The 20,966-nt window shown below is 41.4% G+C and carries 19 protein-coding genes; 8 read left to right on the top strand and 11 right to left on the bottom strand.

The features are described 5' to 3' along the window. Positions 1-174 precede the first annotated feature (174 nt). Entirely contained in the window at positions 175-1,647 is a 1,473-nt protein-coding gene (locus M1F03_RS12010) for an anion permease (RefSeq protein ID WP_154622932.1), read from the top strand. An 84-nt stretch (positions 1,648-1,731) separates the two neighbouring features. On the opposite strand, the gene M1F03_RS12005 is transcribed toward M1F03_RS12010, so the two are convergent. Further along, a complete protein-coding gene (locus M1F03_RS12005) occupies positions 1,732-1,947 on the bottom strand; it encodes a 3-oxoacyl-ACP synthase (protein WP_154622931.1) in 216 nt (71 codons plus the stop codon). Positions 1,948-2,255: 308 nt separating this feature from the next. Here M1F03_RS12005 and M1F03_RS12000 point away from each other — a divergent pair, with 308 nt between their 5' ends. Both M1F03_RS12000 and M1F03_RS11995 read left to right on the top strand, forming a co-directional pair. Next, entirely contained in the window at positions 2,256-3,128 is an 873-nt protein-coding gene (locus tag M1F03_RS12000; protein ID WP_154622930.1) for a DMT family transporter, read from the top strand. A 159-nt stretch (positions 3,129-3,287) separates the two neighbouring features. Next, on the top strand, positions 3,288-3,608 hold the full coding sequence (locus tag M1F03_RS11995; RefSeq protein WP_154622929.1) for a hypothetical protein: 321 nt from the start codon (positions 3,288-3,290) through the stop codon (positions 3,606-3,608). Between the two features lie 55 nt (positions 3,609-3,663). Here the strand turns inward: M1F03_RS11995 and M1F03_RS11990 are convergent, their stop codons facing one another. Continuing rightward, entirely contained in the window at positions 3,664-4,755 is a 1,092-nt protein-coding gene (locus M1F03_RS11990; protein ID WP_154622928.1) for an NADH:flavin oxidoreductase/NADH oxidase, read from the bottom strand. A 605-nt stretch (positions 4,756-5,360) separates the two neighbouring features. Between M1F03_RS11990 and M1F03_RS11985 the strand changes: the two genes are divergently transcribed. The 3 genes from M1F03_RS11985 to M1F03_RS11975 all read left to right on the top strand — a co-directional run bounded on the left by M1F03_RS11985 (position 5,361) and on the right by M1F03_RS11975 (position 8,782). Further along, a complete protein-coding gene (locus M1F03_RS11985) occupies positions 5,361-6,677 on the top strand; it encodes a CitMHS family transporter (protein ID WP_163862299.1) in 1,317 nt (438 codons plus the stop codon). A 276-nt stretch (positions 6,678-6,953) separates the two neighbouring features. Next, positions 6,954-7,664, top strand: a complete 711-nt coding sequence (locus M1F03_RS11980) for an RNA ligase family protein (protein WP_251464406.1) — start codon at positions 6,954-6,956, stop codon at positions 7,662-7,664. Then, positions 7,661-8,782: an AAA family ATPase gene (locus tag M1F03_RS11975; protein WP_154623070.1), complete on the top strand. Its 1,122-nt coding sequence runs from the start codon at positions 7,661-7,663 to the stop codon at positions 8,780-8,782. The genes M1F03_RS11980 and M1F03_RS11975 overlap by 4 nt, the downstream gene beginning before the upstream one ends. 67 nt (positions 8,783-8,849) lie before the next feature. Here the strand turns inward: M1F03_RS11975 and M1F03_RS11970 are convergent, their stop codons facing one another. The 8 genes from M1F03_RS11970 to citC all read right to left on the bottom strand — a co-directional run bounded on the left by M1F03_RS11970 (position 8,850) and on the right by citC (position 16,971). Next, entirely contained in the window at positions 8,850-9,905 is a 1,056-nt protein-coding gene (locus M1F03_RS11970; RefSeq protein WP_249998984.1) for a 4-oxalomesaconate tautomerase, read from the bottom strand. A 178-nt stretch (positions 9,906-10,083) separates the two neighbouring features. Next, positions 10,084-11,517 (bottom strand): anion permease, encoded by a 1,434-nt coding sequence (locus M1F03_RS11965; protein ID WP_154623068.1) that lies wholly within the window; start codon positions 11,515-11,517, stop codon positions 10,084-10,086. Positions 11,518-11,753: 236 nt separating this feature from the next. After that, positions 11,754-12,638 carry a triphosphoribosyl-dephospho-CoA synthase CitG gene (gene citG, locus M1F03_RS11960; protein ID WP_154622465.1) on the bottom strand — a complete coding sequence of 295 codons (885 nt, stop codon included), beginning with the start codon at positions 12,636-12,638 and terminating at the stop codon, positions 11,754-11,756. After that, the gene (gene citX, locus M1F03_RS11955) at positions 12,619-13,164 is read right to left on the bottom strand and encodes a citrate lyase holo-[acyl-carrier protein] synthase (RefSeq protein ID WP_251464405.1); all 546 of its coding nucleotides are present in this window, start codon (positions 13,162-13,164) and stop codon (positions 12,619-12,621) included. Before citX ends, citG begins: the two co-directional genes overlap by 20 nt. A 4-nt stretch (positions 13,165-13,168) precedes the next feature. Beyond that, positions 13,169-14,695: a citrate lyase subunit alpha gene (citF, locus tag M1F03_RS11950; RefSeq protein ID WP_154622463.1), complete on the bottom strand. Its 1,527-nt coding sequence runs from the start codon at positions 14,693-14,695 to the stop codon at positions 13,169-13,171. A 10-nt stretch (positions 14,696-14,705) separates the two neighbouring features. Then, a complete protein-coding gene (gene citE, locus M1F03_RS11945) occupies positions 14,706-15,602 on the bottom strand; it encodes a citrate (pro-3S)-lyase subunit beta (RefSeq protein ID WP_154622462.1) in 897 nt (298 codons plus the stop codon). Further along, positions 15,602-15,898: a citrate lyase acyl carrier protein gene (gene citD, locus M1F03_RS11940; protein WP_154622461.1), complete on the bottom strand. Its 297-nt coding sequence runs from the start codon at positions 15,896-15,898 to the stop codon at positions 15,602-15,604. Before citD ends, citE begins: the two co-directional genes overlap by 1 nt. After that, positions 15,895-16,971 carry a [citrate (pro-3S)-lyase] ligase gene (gene citC, locus M1F03_RS11935; RefSeq protein ID WP_163862286.1) on the bottom strand — a complete coding sequence of 359 codons (1,077 nt, stop codon included), beginning with the start codon at positions 16,969-16,971 and terminating at the stop codon, positions 15,895-15,897. The genes citD and citC overlap by 4 nt, the downstream gene beginning before the upstream one ends. A gap of 368 nt (positions 16,972-17,339) precedes the next feature. Between citC and dpiB the strand changes: the two genes are divergently transcribed. Both dpiB and dpiA read left to right on the top strand, forming a co-directional pair. Next, positions 17,340-18,968, top strand: coding sequence for a sensor histidine kinase DpiB (gene dpiB / locus M1F03_RS11930; RefSeq protein WP_154621839.1), 1,629 nt, complete (start codon positions 17,340-17,342; stop codon positions 18,966-18,968). Between the two features lies 1 nt (position 18,969). After that, entirely contained in the window at positions 18,970-19,653 is a 684-nt protein-coding gene (dpiA, locus tag M1F03_RS11925) for a two-component response regulator DpiA (RefSeq protein ID WP_154621838.1), read from the top strand. 49 nt (positions 19,654-19,702) lie between these two features. On the opposite strand, the gene M1F03_RS11920 is transcribed toward dpiA, so the two are convergent. Beyond that, positions 19,703-20,728 carry an SEL1-like repeat protein gene (locus tag M1F03_RS11920; RefSeq protein ID WP_251464403.1) on the bottom strand — a complete coding sequence of 342 codons (1,026 nt, stop codon included), beginning with the start codon at positions 20,726-20,728 and terminating at the stop codon, positions 19,703-19,705. Positions 20,729-20,966: the final 238 nt, after the last annotated feature.

Below are 20,966 nucleotides of genomic sequence, written 5' to 3'. Positions count from 1 at the left end.
TGAATTACATTCTGTTACTAAATTAAAATCGTTTCTTATATGTAAAACTAAGTAACTCAATGATAACGATCAAAGTCTGGCGGAGATATTTCGCTAACATGTTTACAAAGATAGAAAATATATGACTAGAAAAAATTTTATTTCCATTTTTAAAACTCGTATGGATATCCTGATATGAATAAACTGACCCCTCTAAAACCGATACCTACATTGATTGCAGTTGCAATCACACTCATTATTTGGTTCCTTATCCCCGTACCGGAAGGCGTTAATCCGAATGCTTGGCATTTATTAGCGCTATTTGTTGGTACGATTGCCGCTATTATTGGTAAAGCACTACCAATTGGTGGTGTGTCTATTATTGCTATCGCGTTAGTCGCCGTGACGGGAGTGACTAATCCGAATTCAACAAAGGCTGCGATTGCAGATGCATTAAGTGGTTTTTCTAATGACCTGATTTGGCTAATTGGTATTTCAATCATGGTCTCTATGAGCCTAAATAAAACCGGATTAGGCGCTAGAATTGGTTATTATGTTATTTCATTGTTTGGTAAAAAAACGTTGGGGATAGCTTATTCACTTGCCATTGCTGAGACAGTACTTGCTCCTGTAACGCCAAGTAATACTGCTCGAGGAGGGGGGATCATTCACCCGATTATGCGCTCAATTGCTGATAGCTTTGGCTCTAAAGCGGATGATGGTACTTCTGGGAAAATAGGTCGTTACCTCTCGTTAGTGAACTACAATATTAACCCTATTACTTCTGCAATGTTTATTACCGCGACAGCACCAAACCCACTCATTGTCAGTTTGATCGTCAGTGAAGCAGGGGGAGCGAGTGAATTAACATGGTCAATGTGGGCTATTGCTGCATTTGCGCCCGCTTTAGTTTCATTAATTTTGATGCCTTTAGTCATCTATTTCATGTATAAACCTGAAATCACCTCAACACCCGATGCGCCTAACTTTGCCAAAGAGCGTTTACAGCAATTAGGCCCTATTTCATTACCTGAAGTTATTACACTCGGGGTATTCGTATTATTACTGTTAATGTGGGCTGGGGTACCGGCAATGTTATTTGGCCCAAGCTACAGTGTTAATGCGACAACAGCGGCATTTATTGGGTTAGGTATTTTACTCTCAACTGGCGTAATAAATTGGGATGATGTATTAAAAAATAAAGGCGCTTGGGATACCGTCGTCTGGTTTGCTGCTTTAGTGATGATGGCGAGCTTCCTTGGTAAATTAGGGCTGATTAAATGGATGTCTGTCTCAGTGGGAACTTCGATTGATAATATGGGACTGAGCTGGGCGTCGGGAGCCTTAATACTTGTTCTAATTTATGTTTATTCGCACTATTTCTTTGCAAGTACAACAGCGCATATTACCGCGATGTTTGGTGCTTTCTTTGCTGCTGGATTAGCACTTGGCGCACCTCCAATGTTACTTGGATTAACATTGGCATTCTCATCTTCGTTAATGATGTCATTAACGCATTATGGTACAGGGACGGCGCCGATTATTTTTGGTTCAGGTTATGTAACATTAGGTGAATGGTGGAAAGCCGGTTTTGTGATGAGTGTTGTTAACCTAATTATTTGGATCGGCTTAGGTAGCGTTTGGTGGAAATTCTTAGGTTATTGGTGATTAATTAAATGAATTAGTTTGGTCATTTTGAAGAGACCCCCAGTAGTTGAACCACTAATTACTGGGGGCTTTTTTATAATACAATTACAGCAAATAATTAATCAGTAATATTAACAGGGCACTGACTAAACAAGCTGTCAACATAATGCTTGACCAACTGATGTTGAATGATGAATCCCTTGTGTTTTTCCATAATAAACTGATTTCCGCAGGATACGCATATTTACGAGCCTGAATAGCACGCTTAATATTCTGAACGGCCGCAGGATCGGTATCCGCGTTTTTAGGAATATTCCTCATATTGACCCGCCTTTTCAAATATAGTTTTGATCACGTCTTGGCATAAAACTGAAGATATTATGTCATGCTTAAAAAGGAGAAAAATTGACGGATTAAAGAGCTGATTTCCTCATTTACGAAATGAAAAACAGGAAATAGAGGAGATGGCAACGAAAAAAGCAAACTTCGGTGAGACGAGTCATTTATAAAGAGGAAATTTTGTTGCTATAAAGGTCTTATTTGATTGTGAATATAAAATATCGATTGGCATAAAACATATAGGCAGTATGATTATCACTAATAAACATAATCAATAGGTAAAATAAATTATGCAGCCACAAAGAAAAGCGGAAGTGTTCTTAGTGCTGACTACCTTTATTGCGGCATGGGGATGGGTATTTTCCCGTGAGTCCGTGCAAGGTATGCCAATCTTTGCTTTTCTCGGAAGCCGTTTTTTACTTGCAGCGGTTATTCTCTTACCTTTTTGCCTAGGTAAACGAAATCGAATTCAATTACAGCAAATTCCGAGCATTTTAATGACCGGAGGATGGATGGCTCTTAACCTCGTCTTATGGATTTATGCGGTAGCGACAACCGATTCATTAGGTGAGGGGGCATTTATTATGAGTTTAGCGATGCTGTTTGTGCCATTAGTCGGATGGGTTTTGTTAAAAATTCGTCCTACACGTTACTTTTGGCAAGCACTACCTGTGGCAGTCTTAGGTCTTGCCTGTTTGACCCTATTTAAAGGGCAAATCCAATTTAAAAGTAGTCAACTTTGGTTTTTAGCCGCAGCAATCGTACAAGCAATTTACTTTTGTTATACCAGTGTTTATGCCCGCAGTGTGCCTATTTTACCGCTAACGACCATTCAATTAGCTTGTACAGGTATCGTTGGGCTAATGTTGTCTTTCTTTTTAGAAGAGTGGCCTACAACGATAGCCACATCGACCTTAATGTGGTTTATCGCAAGTGTGGTGATCGCAACGAGTTTACGATTTATTTTGCAGTTAATTGGACAAAAAAATACGACTGCTGCAAATGCTGCGATCATTATGATACTCGAGCCTGTTATGACGGTATTTGTTGCCGCTATTTGGTATCATGAGAGAATGCCTGCCATCCAAATTTTAGGCTGTATTCTTATTTTAAGCGCATTGTTTTATTATCGATGGCGCTCTTTTCGCTTATTATCGAAATAAGACGGCAATGAAAAATAGCCTTTATACTAGAGATTTTTTAATCTAAAGCAGCTATTATTATTCACATGTAAAAGGTATGGGGAATTAATCTAAATATGATTTTCTCATTTGGTTTTTTAGATTAATCGTAATGCAAACTAAATTTATAATAGGCTAAAGATGAAAAAGATCGCATTAGTTTTGGGTATGGCAGGCGTTATGACTTTATTGGCAGCATGTTCGGATGATAAAGCGGAAATTGCTGAATATAAAGCAAGTTTTGTGAATGATTGTGTAAAAGCATCCGGTAGCCCAGCCGGTGAAACCGCAGATGCTATTAGTGCTATCTGTGGTTGTGCCTATGATAAGACTATCGAAAAATATGGTTTGAAAGAGTTCAAACGTATTGAAGGTGAATTAGCGAAATCAGCAACCGCTGAATCTGATTTCCAAAAATCAATGATTGAATTTGTTAATCAGTGCACGCAGGCTGAGCGTTAATTAGCGTCAATCACAGCGGCGGTTAAATCATCTACCGCTGTGATTGCTTCTTTTTTTAGCTAAATAATTGCTTAAATTGATGTGGCGCACTTCGCAAATATTGTGGGGCGACTTTGATGTGTTCTGCTAATTGTGTCGCTGCATGCCATGGCCAACGTGGGTCAAACAACATTCCTCGGCCGATCGAAACAAAATCAGCTTGCCCTGTTGCAATAATGGCTTCTGCCTGAGCAGGCTCCGTAATTAAACCAACCGCGATAACAGGCATAAAGGTATGCTCATTGATCGCTTGAGCAAGTGGGACTTGGTAATTTGGGCTGATTGGGATCTGTTGTTGTTCAGATAACCCACCGGAAGAAACATGGATATAGTCGCAACCTAATTCTTCCAATAATTCGCTAAGTTCAATGGATTCAGGCACATTCCAGCCACCATCAACCCAGTCCGTTGCTGAGATCCTTACACCAACAGCAATATTAGGGCTAATGGCCTCTCTGACTTCCCGAAAAACATCAATTAATAAACGGCTACGATGAGTAAAACTACCGCCGTATTCATCTTGTCGTGTATTTGATAATGGGGATAAGAATTGATGCAATAAATAACCGTGTGCCGCATGAATTTCAATAACGTCAAACCCAGCATATTCCGCGCGTTTAGCGGCATCGACAAAATGTTGTACGGTTTCAGTGATCTCTTGTTGACTGAGTTCACGCGGTGGATGTGCATGACCAAAAGGTAAATTGGATGCAGACACTGTCTGCCAACCATGGGGTTGTTCTTTGGCTAAACTTTGACCGCCAAGCCAAGGAAGGTCGGAAGAGGCTTTTCTACCTGCATGAGCGAGTTGAATTCCTAAGCGTGCATCAGCAAACTGCCTGATATCTTCTAACATTTTTTTTAATGCATCGGCTTGTTCATCATTCCACAGACCTAAGTCTTTATAGGTAATGCGTCCTACAGGCGTCACTGCACTGGCTTCAATAATGACTAAAGCAGCCCCTGACAAGGCAAGGTTCATATAGTGGGCATTATGCCAAGCTGTTGGCATGCCATCGGTAGCAGAATATTGGCACATTGGTGGAACAATGATCCTGTTATTTAAGGAGACCTGCCCAAGAGAGGCGGGAGAAAATAGGAAGCTCATTTGTCTTGTTCCTTAGTGGTCGTGAGTCATTTGTCTATAGTACTCATAAGTTTAGTCTTATTCTGTGCTGTTCATGTGGTTTTATCCTATCCATGATCTCGCGCTAGTCATAACGGAATAATGCAAGTGAATAAGTATAAATTTGAGTGTTAAGTGAAAAAGTATAATTTCCTGCTTCTCACCGGTGATTTGAAAACAAAAAAGTTAAAAAAAAATAGAAAATATAAACTGATTTAATAATTTAAAATAATTACTGTCTGATATTCGCTAGCTTAGCAATTAAATAAATAAAAAACAAATCTAATTGGCGTTAATTTTCATTAATGGTTTTAATGGAGTTAATAGATTTTTTATCTGTTTTTTTATTTTAAATGCTAATTTTACTTGTTGATTTATCATCATTTATTCCGCAAAAAAGACAAATGACACTTGCGAAATTGAATTTTGATTTATATAAGGGCTGATAGGTAGATGTGTTTACTTGAGCATATTAAAAATAAATGTCTCACGATTGAAATTAAACAATGAAATAAATCAATACACATTTTAAGTATATTTAATTTTTAATATTCACCTGAAAATATAATTCTAATAAGGAACTCAATGTGTTAACAATTATTGGTATCTTGATCATTCTTTCTATCGTCACCCTACTGATGATGGGCAAAGTTAGCCCTATCATTGCTATGTCATGTATCCCCTTTATCGGCGCATTAATTGCGGGATATTCAATAGCAGAAATATCGACTTTTTTTGAAAGCGGCATTAATAAAGTTTCCAAAGTGGCTGCGATGTTCTTGTTCGCCATTTTATTCTTTAGTTTGATGAAGGATCTGCATATTTTTGATCCGCTGATTCGTTTGATGGTTAAAATGACGCGAGGCAATGTCATTATTGTCTGTGTTATGACCACATTAATTGCGGGCCTCGTACACTTAGATGGCTCAGGGGCTGCGACTTTCTTAATTATTATCCCTGCGTTACTGCCACTATATCGGCAGCTTGGCATGAGCCCTTACTTAATGCTGCTATTGATGTGTGCCAGCATGGGGATTATGAATATGGTGCCGTGGGGAGGCCCATTGGGACGTGCTTCGGCGGTAACAGGTATTGATGCGGCAACGTTATGGCAGAGTTTAATTCCAGTACAAATCATTGGCATGGCTGGTGCTGCCGTTTTCGCTGCACTAATGGGAGTACGTGAAAAACGTCGTATTGCTGCCGCTGCCGCTAAAGGCACTACGCCATACATGATGGATTCCTTGTTGCCAGCAAATGAACAGATGGCAGATATTAGTGAACAAACTCATAAACCGAAAAAACCGTGGATTAATGGTGGGTTAATCCTAGCCTCCGTGATTTGCCTTGCTTTTGGGCTACTTTCGGCACCGTATGTCTTTATGATCGCCTTATCGATAGCTTTGCTAGTTAACTTCCCTAATCCAAAAGATCAGATGAAGGTGTTATCACAACATGCTCCACAGGCATTAGGCATGGTCGCTATTATCTTAGCTGCTGGCGCGTTTCTTGGAATTTTATCCGAGGGAGGCATGCTGAAATCTATCGCGGAAGACTTAACGGCAATATTGCCAACAGAGTGGGTATCTAAAATTCATATTTTTGTTGGAATTTTAGGTGTGCCGATGGATATTTTCACCAGTACGGACGCGTATTATTTCGCGCTATTACCGATCATTCAACAAATTGCTGAAACAGCTGGAGTCGATCCTTCATCTGTCGTATATGCGATGGCGATTGGGAATAATGCGGGGACATTTGTGAGTCCATTCTCGCCAGCAGCTTGGCTTGCGATGGGGCTAGCAGGAATTGATATGGGACGTCATTTACGTTATTCATTCGGATGGATTTGGTTGTTCAGTTTCTTTACTTTAGCCATTGGTGCTGTGCTCGGGCTTTATTAGATGCTAGCCGTTTGACCAATATTTCACAAACCGTAGCCTAATTGGCTACGGTAATTTGTTGAATAGTATAAATTCGGATTAATTTCCTCGCTTTTTGCTTCACTGTTAGTCTAGAATGCCCCCGCTTTAATACAAAGGTTTTAAATCTATACCACTCCATTATGAGGCCGTTTCGCGGAATTAATATGTAATACCAACTCTTGATTTCTCATATAACGCAGAGGCAAATCTTGCGAAAAGATTTGTTGTTTTTTCTATTTCTGTAGAGAGAGCATAATGACTATGCAATCAAGAAAGTATGGTAGAACGTATCACTATCCGTTCTCACCTGGCACCACTAGCGATGATCGTATCAATAGCGATTGGTGGTCACACATCCAGAATATTAAGCAGCTGGTACATACTGAAAAACTCGATGGTGAAAATAATTGCTTAAGCCAATATGGGGTGTTTGCTCGTTCTCATGCGACGCCAACGCAGTCCGCATGGAGCCAACAGATACGTCAGCGCTGGCAGTTAATCAAGCATGATTTAGGGGATATCGAGCTATTCGGAGAAAATCTCTACGCCGTACACTCTATTGAATATCAACATATTGAAGATTATTTCTATATTTTTGCCGTACGACAAGGCCGCTACTGGTTAAGTTGGGATGAAGTCAAGTTTTATGCAGCATTGTTTGATTTTCCGACAGTGCCTGAGCTTTCTCTGAGTATTAGCCAACAGCAAGGGCCGCAAGTGTACGGACAACAACTCATCGAGGCGGCTTCACAGGATAGCCATTTCGGTGCTTGCGATACGCATACTCAACTCCCTTGCAGCATGGAAGGGATTGTCACTCGCGATAGCCAGCGCTTTTTAGTCGATGATTTCATGTCGCATGTGTTTAAGTATGTACGCAAAAATCATGTTAAGACTGATATTCATTGGAAAAGAAACTGGCAGCGAGCAAAGTTAGCGTTCGAGCGCAAAAAGGAGGCGAGATGAATTGGCAATTAACGGACACAACGGAGTGGTCACAGTTAGAGTCTCAATTTGAGTTTGTTCGTGATATGCGAGGGGTTCCTCAAGATGGATTACATCATGCCGAAGGCGATGTTGCGATACATACCCAAATGGTGCTTGCAGCGTTAGAAACATTGCCTGAATACCAGCAACTTTCTGACTTGCAGAAAAATATCGTATGGACGGCGGCACTCATGCATGATGTTGAAAAGCGAAGTACGACGCGCGAGGATGAAAACGGGCGCATTATTTCGCCGGGTCATGCTAAAAAAGGTGAGTTATCAACGCGGCAAATTCTTTTTCGGCAGGTTGAAACGCCTTTCATTATTCGAGAGCAAATTGCCGCATTAGTTCGCTATCATGGCTTACCATTATGGGTGATGGAAAAAAAGGATCCTGAAAGAGCGCTCTTTGCCGCCTCTTTACGTGTCGATATGTCGCTGCTGTGTTTGTTAGCAAAAGCGGATGTATTGGGGCGTATCTGTGAAGATCAGGCGGAACTCTTATCTCGCATTGAATTATTTGAGCTATTTTGTCGTGAACAAGGTTGCTGGCAACAACCAAAAGCTTTTGCTTCTATGGCTGGGAAATTTCATTATTTCCATTATCAACGGGGTACACCTGATTATGCACCGTTTGAGGAAGCCGGAAGTGAAGTTATCATGCTGTGTGGATTACCTGGTATGGGGAAGGATCACTTTATTTCTCAGTACTTTCCTCAAAAAGAGGTTGTGTGCCTCGATGAAATTCGTCGAAAACATAAAATTAATCCAGCGGATAGAAATGCCCAAGGTTGGGTGGCACAGCAGGCAAAAGAGCAAGCCAAAGGGTTATTGCGTGAAAAGCAGGATTTTATTTGGAATGCTACGTCACTCAGTGCGTCATTGCGCGCCAGTATGATCGATTTATTTGCGCGTTATCAGGCTAAAGTTCATCTGATTTATTTAGAAGTACCTTATAAACAGTGGCAGCAACAAAATCGCCAACGTCAATATGCGGTGCCTGAAAAAGTGATGTCGCGTATGGCCGATAAACTGGAAATACCGACACCCGATGAAGCACACCAAGTCTCTTATTTTATTAATGGTGAGTTTCAATAGAGAGATACCGCAAGGAAGTGGCGTCTATGATGAGTAGGCGCCATTTTTCAACTTACATTGTGACGGGTTAAGGGACATAGACATCCCCAGCAAATAGTTTTCTTGCTGTTCTGATAATTGAGGCTTGTAATCCTTCAGGGAAATGTCCTCGTTGATTGAGAGACACATCAAAATGCCCACTTAAATGTTCGATAGAGATGTGCTGCATATCGACTTTTTGAGATAAATATCGTTTTATCACACTGTTTTCTAAAATAGTGCCGGTTGCAATGGCAATAGCACCAGTGACAGCCAGTGCACCATGGCATTTATGTGGCATAAAATAGCGTACGTTGACGGTTCCACCATGAATAGCTGGGGAGACTAATATGGGTTTAGGGATAACTTTTTGGCTCACATCACCTAACCCCATTGCAAGGCCTGCTTGCTGGCGAATGCTTTCTAAGCGTTGCATAAACGTCTCGTCTGCTTCAAGCTGCTCCGCCGTTTCATAACCTGTTTTATTCAGTTGTGGAGCATCGATTAAAACAACGGGCATCGCCATATCGATGCAACTCACCTCCACCCCATCAAAAATATCGATTTCGTGCCCAGTGGGGAGCAATTTTCCTGTTTTGGTGCCACATGCATTTAAAAAGGTGAGGGAGATCGGTGCTGCCTGGCCCGGAACACTGGCGATAGTCGTACTTCCCTCGTACAACACTTGTCCATTTGGCGTTTGCACTGTGGCATTGACGAAGGTATGAGTATTGATGTTGCGAATACGAATGATCGTTTCATCTCCTGTAACCGGTATTAAACCTTTTTCTATCGCATATGAACCTACCGCACAGAGTATATTGCCGCAGTTCGGTGCCGTATCAACAAGACGATCGGTAATCGATACTTGTGCAAATAAATAATCAATATCTGCATCAGGGTGAGATGAACGACTGATAATCGCAACTTTACTGGTTTGTGGGCTGCCTCCTCCAATACCATCAATTTGCAAGGCATGACCTGACCCCATAATGGCTAATATGAGTTCATCACGTTCTTGGATATTTTGGGGTAAGTCATCCGCTAATAAAAATACGCCTTTAGATGTGCCTCCGCGCATCAACATACAAGGTATTTTTTTCATGTATTTTCCTCTGTAGAGTATCGCTTATTATTATTTATGCTGTTGATGGCATGAAATAAGATAACCGCTGCCCATAACACAGCAAAATAATAGAAGAGGGAGGTTTTATATTTATATGGGACCCAAATAATACTTGGATCCCATGGGTTATTTTTACGTTTAGGCTAAACGTTATTATTTAAATTAAACCAGCACTGATTAAGATTTCCCACCAGCCTAAACCAATGGTCATATGTACCAGTAAACTTAAGAATGCGACGATACCCCCAATAATCCACCAAGAACGAATGTCGTTATAACCAGCACCGAAAACAATTGGAGCTGCCGCGCCGCCATAGTGAGTTAAGCTACCGCCATATGCATTAGAGAACAGTAAACCTAGTGCTAGTAACATTGGCGGTGCCCCAGCCACCATACCCACGGTTGCAAATACAGGAACCATCGCAGCGACATAAGCACCACCAGAGGCGAATAAATAACGTATCGCAACACTGATAAACATGATCACAAAGAAGGCCAGCATTGTTTGATCGCCAAATGAAAGGTGTTGCCCCATCACATCAGCTAACCATTTGAAAAAGCCAGCTTTCGTTAGCACGCCAGACATTCCGATGATACCGCCATACCAAATTAAGGTATTCCAGCCACCTTTATTTTTTAACACATCATCCCAAGTCACCACGCCTAGAATTAATGTTAAGGCCATAACACAAATCGCAACGGTGGAGGCGCTAACGCCAATTTGACCTGCAAATATCCATCCCGCCAAAGCTAAGATAAAGATAATACTGAGCAGTTTTTCTCTTACCGTCATTGGGCCGAGGTCAGCTAATCCTTTCGCAGCAATCTCTTTATTGTTGACTTTTTTCAACTCAGGAGGATACAACTTGTAGATGATAAGGGGAGTCAGGATCAACATAATTAGCCCAGGAATAGCAGCCGCAAGCGCCCATCCACCCCAACTTAAATGGATCCCCATAATGTCAGTCATCATGGCTAATGCTAATGCATTTGGTGCCATCGCGGTTAGGAACATATAGCTGGTGGTTTTTGTCACCATATAAACGTTCACTAACAGGTAATGGCCGGCTTTACGAGGGCTTTTTTCAGGATCTGAACCTAGTGCCACCGCTACGCTGTTAATAATTGGAAAGACAATTCCCCCTGCACGTGCCGTATTTGATGGCGTTGCTGGTGCAATAATTAAGTCAAGAATTGCTGTGACATAACCAAGACCTAATGTTGTTCCACCGAGCTTGCCAATTAAAATATAAGAGAGTCGTTTACCTAAGCCTGTAATCACGAATGCCGCACTGAGCGTAAAGGCAGCAAAGACGAGCCAGGTTGTACCGGAGGCATAGCCATTAAGCACTTCACTGACTTTGACATCTTTAGTGCCTGTCACACCAATGACCACTGCGCTGGCAGCGATAGTGGCTAACAAAATAACAGGTTCAGAATAGGGCTTTAATACCAGCCCCACGATAGCGGCTAAGTAAAGACCAAATAATAACCACGCAATGTGGGGTAACCCTTCCGGTGTTGGGATTAACGATATGATTATGGGAATCGCTATGAGAAGAAATAGCTTCCATATTTTATCTTTTTGCATAGGCCAATTTCCTTAATGAATACTAAATTTGGTTAATATTAAAATTTATTATTTAATATTATGAATTTGTGTCTGGTGTATTTGGAATACAGTTATGCTTTGAATGGATATTGGAAATCCTTCAATGCCAAATACGGGATAAATTCGTTAAAACAGTAATCAATAATTAAGTTTTTTATTTTTGTTAATTAAATTTTATTTTTCCTGTGTCGGTTAATATTGAATTGGTGTTAATTTTATTTTGAATAAGGTAAGCGAGCTAAAAACCAAGTGAGAATTAATAAGTCTGCACTTCCACCTGGACTTAAGTTTTTTATAATGCATTGCCTATCGAAGCGTTTAATTTTTTCTAAATCTGTCGAATCAACTAATCCACCTTGGTCAAGTACCGCCTGTGCTTGGGTTTTCAGCCATGATAAACCGGCTAGTCCGCCACGATTGGCCACATTGGTATCATCATTGTTTGCCATTAATAAGATGAGTGTTTCAAGTAATGCGAGTTGTTGAGGTTTACCTTCAATAAGTTGTTTTAAATAATAAGGCAGAGATAAATCAACCACGAGTCGGTAACCACTTTCCGCTTCACCACGAGCACCTGTTAAACCAAATGATTGGTATAAACGCTGGCCTGCGGTAGGCGTATCCGTTATTTGCATTAATTCAGTCGTAATACCTTGGCACATCAGTGATACGTCTTGACTGATAGAGGCAGCCGAAACCGGTTTCTGTAACGCTAATTGACGGCCGATGATGGTTAATACTAATCCTAGAGAGAAGATTGAACCTTTATGCGTATTAACGCCTTTTGTCGCACGAAACATCGATTGTTCACATGCAATACCAATTGGGCGAATTTTTTTCAAAACATGCTGAACAGGGAGTTGTTTATACTTTGCGCCAGCGAAGAGAAAATCAGGAAAATGCTGAGCGATAGCACGGGCACTGAGATGAAAATCAGTCAACGCCATATCCTTGTGAGCCCCTGTATTCCATGCATCAACAAGGCCGGGTTTTGGGGTTAGATTCACCTCAGCCATCATGGCTTGCCAACCCAGTTGGCTATAATAATGTACGGCCTCATGTGTGAGCCGTTCTGTTTGCTCAATCGTTAGCGGACGCATTAGCTAGCACCTCGATTTGAGTAAGAATCTCATTCAGCGGATGGATACGCTCCCGAGCACACATTTTGGCCTCTTTTTCGCACAGCAAGCAGCGTCTAGCGGGAAGGCCTAGTTTGGCGCGTGAATATTGCCGCCCCTCAGCGTCAAAGACATCAAAATCCCATAAACGACCTACGTGAGATAACGCTTCTGCTTCAATTAAGGCATGTTTTACCTCAATGGCATTGGCATCTACTGCGACGAAACATTCAGGCCCCGTCGATAAGGCAAAAGATTGTTGTGCTAAAAGTACCCACTGCCTGCGTTGAGCGACCTGTTTAAGCGCATTTAATCCCTGATTAAAGATCAGTCTGACAAGATGATTATCTTTGACAGGACCAGGAAAAACGACAGTAAATGAAATCAGGGTTACCTGATGGAGACCAATCCACTGCTGCTGTCTAGCCTGACGGTTATCACGACTTTGTAGCAGCTCAGGTAAAGAAATTTCAGGTTGCTCTATGGTATCAGGCAGTGGGTAAAACATGGTGTTACTCCTTAACTTGATGCACGATATCAATCACAGAGCCATCTCGGTAGCGAACAACGGCGACGATTTTATCAGTGAATTCAATAGGATTAGGTTTACCTGTTAATAACTCAGCCCGTTCACGTAGCCAATCAATGGAAACGGTATTGATTCCTTGGTTTTCCAATTGTTGTTTCAATTCGGGGCGAGCTGGATTAACAGCGATACCATGGTCTGTGACTAAAATGTCGACACTAGACCCAGGCGTAACGCAGGTGATCACTTCATCAACAAGCGTTGGTATACGGCCACGTACTAACGGTGCAACAATGATGGACAGTTTTGATGCAACAGCAGTGTCACTGTGACCCCCTGATGCGCCACGTATCACGCCATCGGATCCTGTCAGTACGTTAACATTGAATTTTGTATCGATTTCGAGTGCACTTAACACCACCACATCCAGCATATCCACCGAGGCACCTTTGGAATCAAAGCAGGCGTATTGATTGGCACTGATCTCGATATGATTTGGGTTGCGAGCTAATGACATTGCAGCGGCACGGTCAAAGCTTTGCACATCAATTAATTTACGAATAAAGCCTTTTTCATGTAAATCGACTATTGTGGATGTGATACCACCGAGGGCAAAACCGGCACAGATATTGTGACGGCGCATTTTATCTTCTAAGAAACGGGTAACAGCAAGTGACGCACCCCCCGTACCTGTTTGTAATGAAAAGCCTTCTTTGAAATAGCCTGACTTTTCGATAACGTCGGCGGCAGTTCGAGCGATCAAGAGTTCTCTAGGATTCGAGGTCATGCGGGTCGCATCGGCACCAATTTTATCGGCATCACCAACCCGTGGCACTTTGACAATATAGTCCACTTCATCCTGTTTAATACTTGCGGGATTGTGTGGGTATGGCAGTAGTTCTTCCGTTAACATGATGACTTTATTGGCAGTTTCAGCATCAATTTTGGCATAACCGAGTGAGCCACAACAGGCCTCACCAGTGTAACCATTAGCATTGCCATATTCATCACAAGAGGGGACCCCGATAAAAGCGACATCGATACTGAGCTCACCGCTGTGAATAAGATTAGCTCGACCACCATGAGAGTGGATTTGTACGGGTTCAGTTAGCTCACCACGAGAAATGGCTTCAGCTAATGGGCCTCGAAGACCTGAAGTATAAATTTTACGTACGACACCATGGCGAATATGCTCCACTAATGGTGAATGACAGGCACTTAACGAGCTTGAAGCCAGTGTGAGATGACGAAAACCCATTTCTGCGATGACTTGCATAACAAGGTTAATCGTTAAATCGCCACCACGAAATGCATGATGAAATGAAATAGTCATGCCATCTTTTAAACCCGCACGGCGAATAGCGAGTTGCAAGTCTTCACACAGTTTACGATTACGTGGTTTTTGCACCTGCTGCTGAACCTTGCCAATATCATTAAACTGACGATGTGATTCGTCTGTCATAAGGTCAAAATAGGCTGATACGCGAGCCTGACGCTGTGTCATATTTGTCATTTTTTATGCCTCACTCTTCCCGAATTCCTGATAATGCCGCTCGTGAAAGGACTAAACGTGCTCGATCAATCACTGGGCCATCAACCATTTTCCCGTTTAATGAAACGACACCACGACCTTCTTGCTCAGCAGCATTAGCTGCATCAACAACACGTTGAGCATGATCCACTTCTTTTTGGGTTGGGGCATAAAGGTTATGCAGTAGCTCGATTTGACGAGGGTTAATTAAGGATTTGCCATCAAAACCAAGCTGTTTAATGTGAGCAGCTTCTTTTAAGAAGCCTTGTTCATTATTCGCGTCAGAGTACACGGTATCGAATGCTTGAATACCTGCTGAACGCGCTGCCTGTAAAATAGCGCACCGAGCATAGAGGAGTTCAATGCCTTCTGGAGACCGCTCGGTACGCAAATTGCGAACATAATCTTCAGCACCTAATGCGATGCCAATAAGTCGGGGTGATGCGTGAGCAATATTGACTGCTTGTGTAATCCCCATGGGTGATTCAATTGCTGCGAGTAAACCGGTGCTACCCTGTTCACGACCACAGCTTTTTTCAATACGTAAGATTTCATTTTCGATATCAATAACGTCTTGCGCCGTATCTGTTTTTGGCAGACGTACGATATCGGCACCACCACGAACAACGGCTTCTAAGTCAGCGACACCGAAGGCCGAATCAAGGGCGTTCACACGTACAACCGTTTCAACGTCCTGATATAGCGGGTGCTGTAGCGTATGATAAACCAAGCGACGAGCCGTATCTTTTTCACGGAGTGTGACAGAGTCTTCAAGGTCGAACATCAAAGCATCCGCTTTGTAAATAAAGGCATTACTTAGCATGGCCGCATTGGAGCCAGGCACAAATAGCATACTTCTACGGGTGCGATTTTTTTGTTGTGGAGTCATTATTGCTCCTCCCAAGGTAAGGCAGTTATGTCAGCAGCTCTGGCAAATAAAGCTTCTAAGCGTGCTCTAAGAACACATTCCAGAGCGCCTTTATCGTCAACAATAATTTGAGCCCCTTGGATGTCGTGTTGTTTAACTAGCTCAAGCACCACGTGTTCAATTGCATCGCCAAACTGTTTTTCAACACTACTGCTGATTTGTATCGAGACTTCTTGGGTGTCTTCTAAGGGTTCTATTCGTACCATGACATCACTTGATTCAAGCGTGCCAGCAACGGCTGCGTGGAGTATTTTCATAGTTCACCTGTGACTAATTCAGAATTTTCGATGCGGTGAGAGGCAGATGGTGAGCGGGAAGCTAACATATTCTCTAAATAGTGATAGGTTGCTTCAGGCACAATCGGCTTGATCGCCGCCAGATCTTTTTTAGCAAGTAGCCTACGTACTTGTGAGGCGGAAACTGCCGTGCCGTCGTAGACCATTCGCGGAGATTCAACCAGCTCAATAGGTGGGGAGTTGAGCGTGCGAGTTTCGAGCCAAAAGCGCATGTCTTCGTTATATTGATGAGTGACTTTGCAAAAAGGCTCTGTTCCAACAAAACGGTGAGTAATACCAAGTGCGGGGGCAATATATTGTCGAAAAATTTTAATATCGATTTCGGTATAACAATTATCAACAACCGCTTTATCTTTAATGAAATAACACGGGAAAGTTGCTCGAGAAATAATGTATTCAGAGCCTCTATGAATGGTAAGGTTCTCTATTCCTTGAGTGCCTGCTTCAATTAACTGTAATCTGACGCTGTAAGGGAAGCGTGAGGTATCTTCTTTGACAACAAAAAGATGAAGCCAATCACAGGATTTGGCTGCTTTTTCAATTAAATAGCGGTGCCCTAAAGTAAATGGATTGGCATTCATCACAATCGCGCCAATTTTTTTGCCTTCTTTATACTGGGCTTTTAAACTTTTAATATAGCGTTTTAGATAACAACAGCTGTTCTCCATTAACACCATAATATTCGGCACGGTGGCTAGGGTATGGAATCCACACTGTTGAAATAAACTTTCATTTTGTGTTTTAGTATAAATAAATAAGTGAGTCGTATTATTTTCATAGGCAAGGTTAACCAATTCGGTTGCTAGCTTTAACGCTAAACCTTCACCACGAACATGATCACTAATTGCAACACATTTAATAACATTTTTAGCGAGGCCGCCACACGCAATTAATTGATCATTACGCGTAATCGTAATAAAAACGTCAATACTGGAATCTATATCTAAATCGTTTTCTTTTAAAAACTGAGCTATTTCAGCTAGTTTTCTGTTCTCATGACGTTTTACTTGGTTAAACGTTATGTTTTCGAACATATTAGTATCCTGCATCTCATATAGAGATGTTTTTAAGTTGTTACTAATGTTAAAGTTAATTAAATAAAAGTTCGGATATTAATTTAATAAATAACTCATTAGCTTTTTATTTAATTACCCTGTTCGATATTAATATTAAAGATTATCTCATTATTATATTTGACCTATTTCATGTTTCTAAAAGGAGTTTGTATTTGTTTTATGGTTTTAATGTGTTTAATTATGGGATATGTTGTTTATTGCTTGGTTTTAATGTATTTAATTATTAATATGTCTCTTATTCGTGAGCTCAATTAGCTTCATAATGCGCTAATCGGTGTTTTTTCGTGTAACAATATTTTTACTTTTCAGTAGGTAATAGGATATCCATGAAAAAAGAGTACCCGCGGTCTCCATTTAGAAAAAGCCACTCGATATCCTTTTCTGTGCGAGTTTTCTTTCTTTTATTACTCGTTTCCGTTGTGTTGACGTTTAGTTTGGGTAAGTACTTCACCGAAACCGCTGAAAATCGTTTAATGGCGAATATTCGCTCACTTGCAATGAGCCAAGCGAAGTTGATCGCCTCCATGGAGAGTATTATTCAGTCTGTTAAGACACGCGATATCCCAAAATTAAAGATAATTGCGGATAAACTTAATCAAGATTCTGACTATGATTATGTGGTCATCGGGGATGAAAATTCGCTACGCCTATATCACCCCAATGAAGAAAAAGTTGGCTTCAAGATGCAGTGGAACAAACCCGGTGCATTAGAGCGGGGGGAAAGCTATTTTATCGGTGGGGAAGGTTCTATAGGCAATGCCGTTCGCGCGAAAACCCCGATATTTGATGAAAACAATCAAGTGATAGGTGTTGTCTCTATTGGTTATCTCACTAATAAAATAGAGACATCCAGAAGTGAATTATTGGTTCAGACGGGAGCCATGTTTTTTGGGGTGTTAGTGATTTTGTTATTCCTATCATGGGCCTTTACTCGCTTGATTCAGCGGCAAATGTTGGGGATGGAACCTGAGCAAATTACACAAATGGTTGTCGTACAAAAAGGAATATTTGAAGCGGTTTTTGAAGGGGTGATTGCTGTTGATTGCGCAGGGAAGATCATTAATATCAATCATAATGCACGTAAAATGCTTTCGTTAAGTGAACCCTTGAACCATTTAGTTGGGCGTTCAGTGAGTGAGTTGATTACCCCAGAGACTTTCTTTATTAATGATATCGCAACAACGCAGCATGATGTTATTTGTTCATTTAATGGTTTGAATGTTATCGCTAACCGCATTGCTTTATTAGATGAAAATCATCTCATTGGTGCGGTGATTAGCTTTCGTAGCCAAAATGATATTGAATCCCTCAACTCACAATTGACACAAGTGCGTCAATACGTTGAGAATCTTCGCTCATTACGTCATGAGCACCTTAATTGGATGTCGACACTGAGTGGTCTATTGCAAATGAAGGAGTATGACCAAGCATTGGCAATGATAAAGGGGGAATCAGAGTCACAACAGCATCTCATTGATGCGCTACGTCAACAATTTGCAGATAAACAGGTCGCAGGTCTACTGTTTGGAAAATATCACCGAGCCAGAGAACTCGGGTTGCAGTTGGTGTTCACGCCGGGTTGCCAATTGAGTTCACTCCCACCGTTATTAAGCAGTACTGAATTCTGTGCAATTTTAGGTAATCTTTTGGATAATGCATTTGAAGCAAGCCTAAAAAGTCAGGAAGGAAACAAGCAGATTGAATTATATCTCTCAGATGAAGGTAATGAGTTTGTTATTGAAGTGGCTGATGAAGGCTGTGGTTTCCCTTCAGAAATAAAAGATAAATGGTATGAAAGGGGCATAACGACAAAAACGGAGTCTGTCGATGGGCATGGGATCGGCTTGTATCTGGTGGCTTCGTATGTCAAAAGATGTAATGGTGTGATTATTATTGAAGATAATCAACCAAATGGTACTCTATTCTCAATTTTTATTCCAAAAGTGAAGATATAAAATGATGAAGATAAAAATCCTCATTGTGGAAGATGAACTGCTGCTCGCTGAGATGCATGGCGAATACATTAAATCCTATCCTGCTTGCGATAAAGTTTGGGTGGCAGGGGACTTGGCACAGGCCAAAAAAATGATCGAATATATGAAGCCTGACCTGATCTTACTGGATAACTATCTACCTGATGGAAAGGGGATAGATTTGGTTCATGAATTAATCCAAGAAAGAAATAGTGCAGATATTGTTTTTACAACGGCGGCGAGTGATATGGAAACCGTCTCTGAAGCGATTCGTTTAGGGGTTTTTGATTATTTGGTGAAACCTATTGCTTATGAGCGATTAGGTCAGACACTGGATCGCTATATTCAACGTAAATCGGTCTTGCAGGCGAGCCGTAAAACGAATCAGAGCCAAATTGATGATATGTTTAACACATATGCACGCGGTGAAGCGAAAGAGGAACTGCCAACGGGTATCGATGGGTTAACGTTAGAAAAAGTCTTGTCACTATTTACGCAACCAGAAGCGGAGCATACTGCGGAAACAATTGCGGAAACTATCAAGCTCAGCCGTACTACAGCGCGTCGTTATCTAGAGTACTGCTTGGCACAACACAAAATAGAGGCAGAAATTGAGTATGGTAAGGTAGGGCGTCCTCAGCGTATCTATCGCGCGGTTCAAAAATAAGCTTATCATTAGCGTCTGCATAACGTGATTTTTATGCAGACAACTAACACTATTTTTTTAAATTATTTTCAAGTATCAACACTTTTTTCTCTGCTCTTTCATTGCCGTGTGCGGCGGCGAGTTTGTACCAATACAGTGCTTTTTTATCATCCTGATTGACGCCCATGCCATATTGGTAACAGGCACCAGTGGCATACTGCGCGTCAGCACTGCCATGTTGTGCCGCACGAATAAACCAGTGGCAAGCTTTTGCTTGATCAGCAGTTACACCATCGCCTCGAGCATAGATCAAAGCGAGGTTAAATTGCGCCGAAATTTCACCTTGTTCAGAAGCCAAAGTTAACCATTTTATAGCAGATTTAATGTCCTGTTTGACGCCTTGTCCATGCAGATACAGCATACCTAAACTATTTTGTGCAGGAGAGAAACCAAGCTGCGCTGAACGTGAAAAATAGTGATAAGCTTGTTGATAGTTCACTTTATCATACATGCCAGTCGCGGCCTGATAACCTAATAGATAAAGTGCTTGAGGTTGATCTTGTTTCGCCAACGATAGATAGATTTGCTGGGCCTTTTGCGGATCTTCAGTGACTGCAATACCTTTTTCATACCAATAAGCCAGCATCAATTCAGCCGGTTGGAAATGTTGTGCTGCGGCTTTAACTAACCACTCTTCAGCGTGCTGTTTGTTTTGTGGCAGTAAATTATGTATCCCCGTTAAAGAATATTCGGCCATATTTAACTGACCGAGTGGATCACCGGCGGTGGCGGCTTTTTTCATCCATAACAGCATTTGCTCTTCATTCTTATCTACCCCTTTACCTTGTTGATACATAAGGGCGAGATTAATTTGTGCCTTTGTAAATCCTTGCTCTGCGGATAAACGATACCATTTAGCCGCATCGGCAAGTTGGTTTTCGGATTGATATAGCATAGCAAGGTTGAATTGTGCCTCGGCCTGCCCATTTTGTGCATTTTCGTACAGTTTTTGTTTATCTTGAGGCGCTGGATCAGCGTAACTGTGCAGCGCGAAGGCATTGAAAATAATAAACAGCGATAACAAAAAATTTTTCACGGGAGACCCTTTTATCGTTTTTTCTACGAGTAGGTTAACTTGCTGTTTTCACTTAAGCAATAATGAATATAACTAGGACGTTTTTCGTGAACAGCGTGCTCGGTGATGTCAACAGAGAATTTTTTCAAGGAAATAAGAAAAAATTATGAACCTTTATTAAGGGTGAGAGGTCTTATTAGTAAGTATATCTGTTTGCTTGCGTAAACATTCATATATTTACCCTCAATATTCATTTCTT

Origin of the sequence: Providencia sp. PROV080, from assembly GCF_033688105.1 — a bacterium.
In the GTDB taxonomy this organism is placed as follows: domain Bacteria; phylum Pseudomonadota; class Gammaproteobacteria; order Enterobacterales; family Enterobacteriaceae; genus Providencia; species Providencia zhejiangensis.
This window is presented reverse-complemented; position numbering and strand designations above follow the sequence as displayed.

Excerpts from the sequence above, each read along its gene's own strand:
- citD (WP_154622461.1), bottom strand. The coding sequence starts at position 15,898 with ATGAAAATACTCCACGCAGCCGTTGCTGGCACGCTTGAATCAAGTGAT.
- citC (WP_163862286.1), bottom strand. The coding sequence starts at position 16,971 with ATGTTCGAAAACATAACGTTTAACCAAGTAAAACGTCATGAGAACAGA.
- citG (WP_154622465.1), bottom strand. The coding sequence starts at position 12,638 with ATGCGTCCGCTAACGATTGAGCAAACAGAACGGCTCACACATGAGGCC.
- M1F03_RS11990 (WP_154622928.1), bottom strand. The coding sequence starts at position 4,755 with ATGAGCTTCCTATTTTCTCCCGCCTCTCTTGGGCAGGTCTCCTTAAAT.
- citF (WP_154622463.1), bottom strand. The coding sequence starts at position 14,695 with ATGACAAATATGACACAGCGTCAGGCTCGCGTATCAGCCTATTTTGAC.
- M1F03_RS11975 (WP_154623070.1), top strand. The coding sequence starts at position 7,661 with ATGAATTGGCAATTAACGGACACAACGGAGTGGTCACAGTTAGAGTCT.
- citX (WP_251464405.1), bottom strand. The coding sequence starts at position 13,164 with ATGTTTTACCCACTGCCTGATACCATAGAGCAACCTGAAATTTCTTTA.
- M1F03_RS11995 (WP_154622929.1), top strand. The coding sequence starts at position 3,288 with ATGAAAAAGATCGCATTAGTTTTGGGTATGGCAGGCGTTATGACTTTA.
- dpiB (WP_154621839.1), top strand. The coding sequence starts at position 17,340 with ATGAAAAAAGAGTACCCGCGGTCTCCATTTAGAAAAAGCCACTCGATA.
- M1F03_RS12000 (WP_154622930.1), top strand. The coding sequence starts at position 2,256 with ATGCAGCCACAAAGAAAAGCGGAAGTGTTCTTAGTGCTGACTACCTTT.
- M1F03_RS12010 (WP_154622932.1), top strand. The coding sequence starts at position 175 with ATGAATAAACTGACCCCTCTAAAACCGATACCTACATTGATTGCAGTT.
- M1F03_RS12005 (WP_154622931.1), bottom strand. The coding sequence starts at position 1,947 with ATGAGGAATATTCCTAAAAACGCGGATACCGATCCTGCGGCCGTTCAG.
- M1F03_RS11970 (WP_249998984.1), bottom strand. The coding sequence starts at position 9,905 with ATGAAAAAAATACCTTGTATGTTGATGCGCGGAGGCACATCTAAAGGC.
- citE (WP_154622462.1), bottom strand. The coding sequence starts at position 15,602 with ATGACTCCACAACAAAAAAATCGCACCCGTAGAAGTATGCTATTTGTG.
- dpiA (WP_154621838.1), top strand. The coding sequence starts at position 18,970 with ATGATGAAGATAAAAATCCTCATTGTGGAAGATGAACTGCTGCTCGCT.
- M1F03_RS11980 (WP_251464406.1), top strand. The coding sequence starts at position 6,954 with ATGACTATGCAATCAAGAAAGTATGGTAGAACGTATCACTATCCGTTC.
- M1F03_RS11965 (WP_154623068.1), bottom strand. The coding sequence starts at position 11,517 with ATGCAAAAAGATAAAATATGGAAGCTATTTCTTCTCATAGCGATTCCC.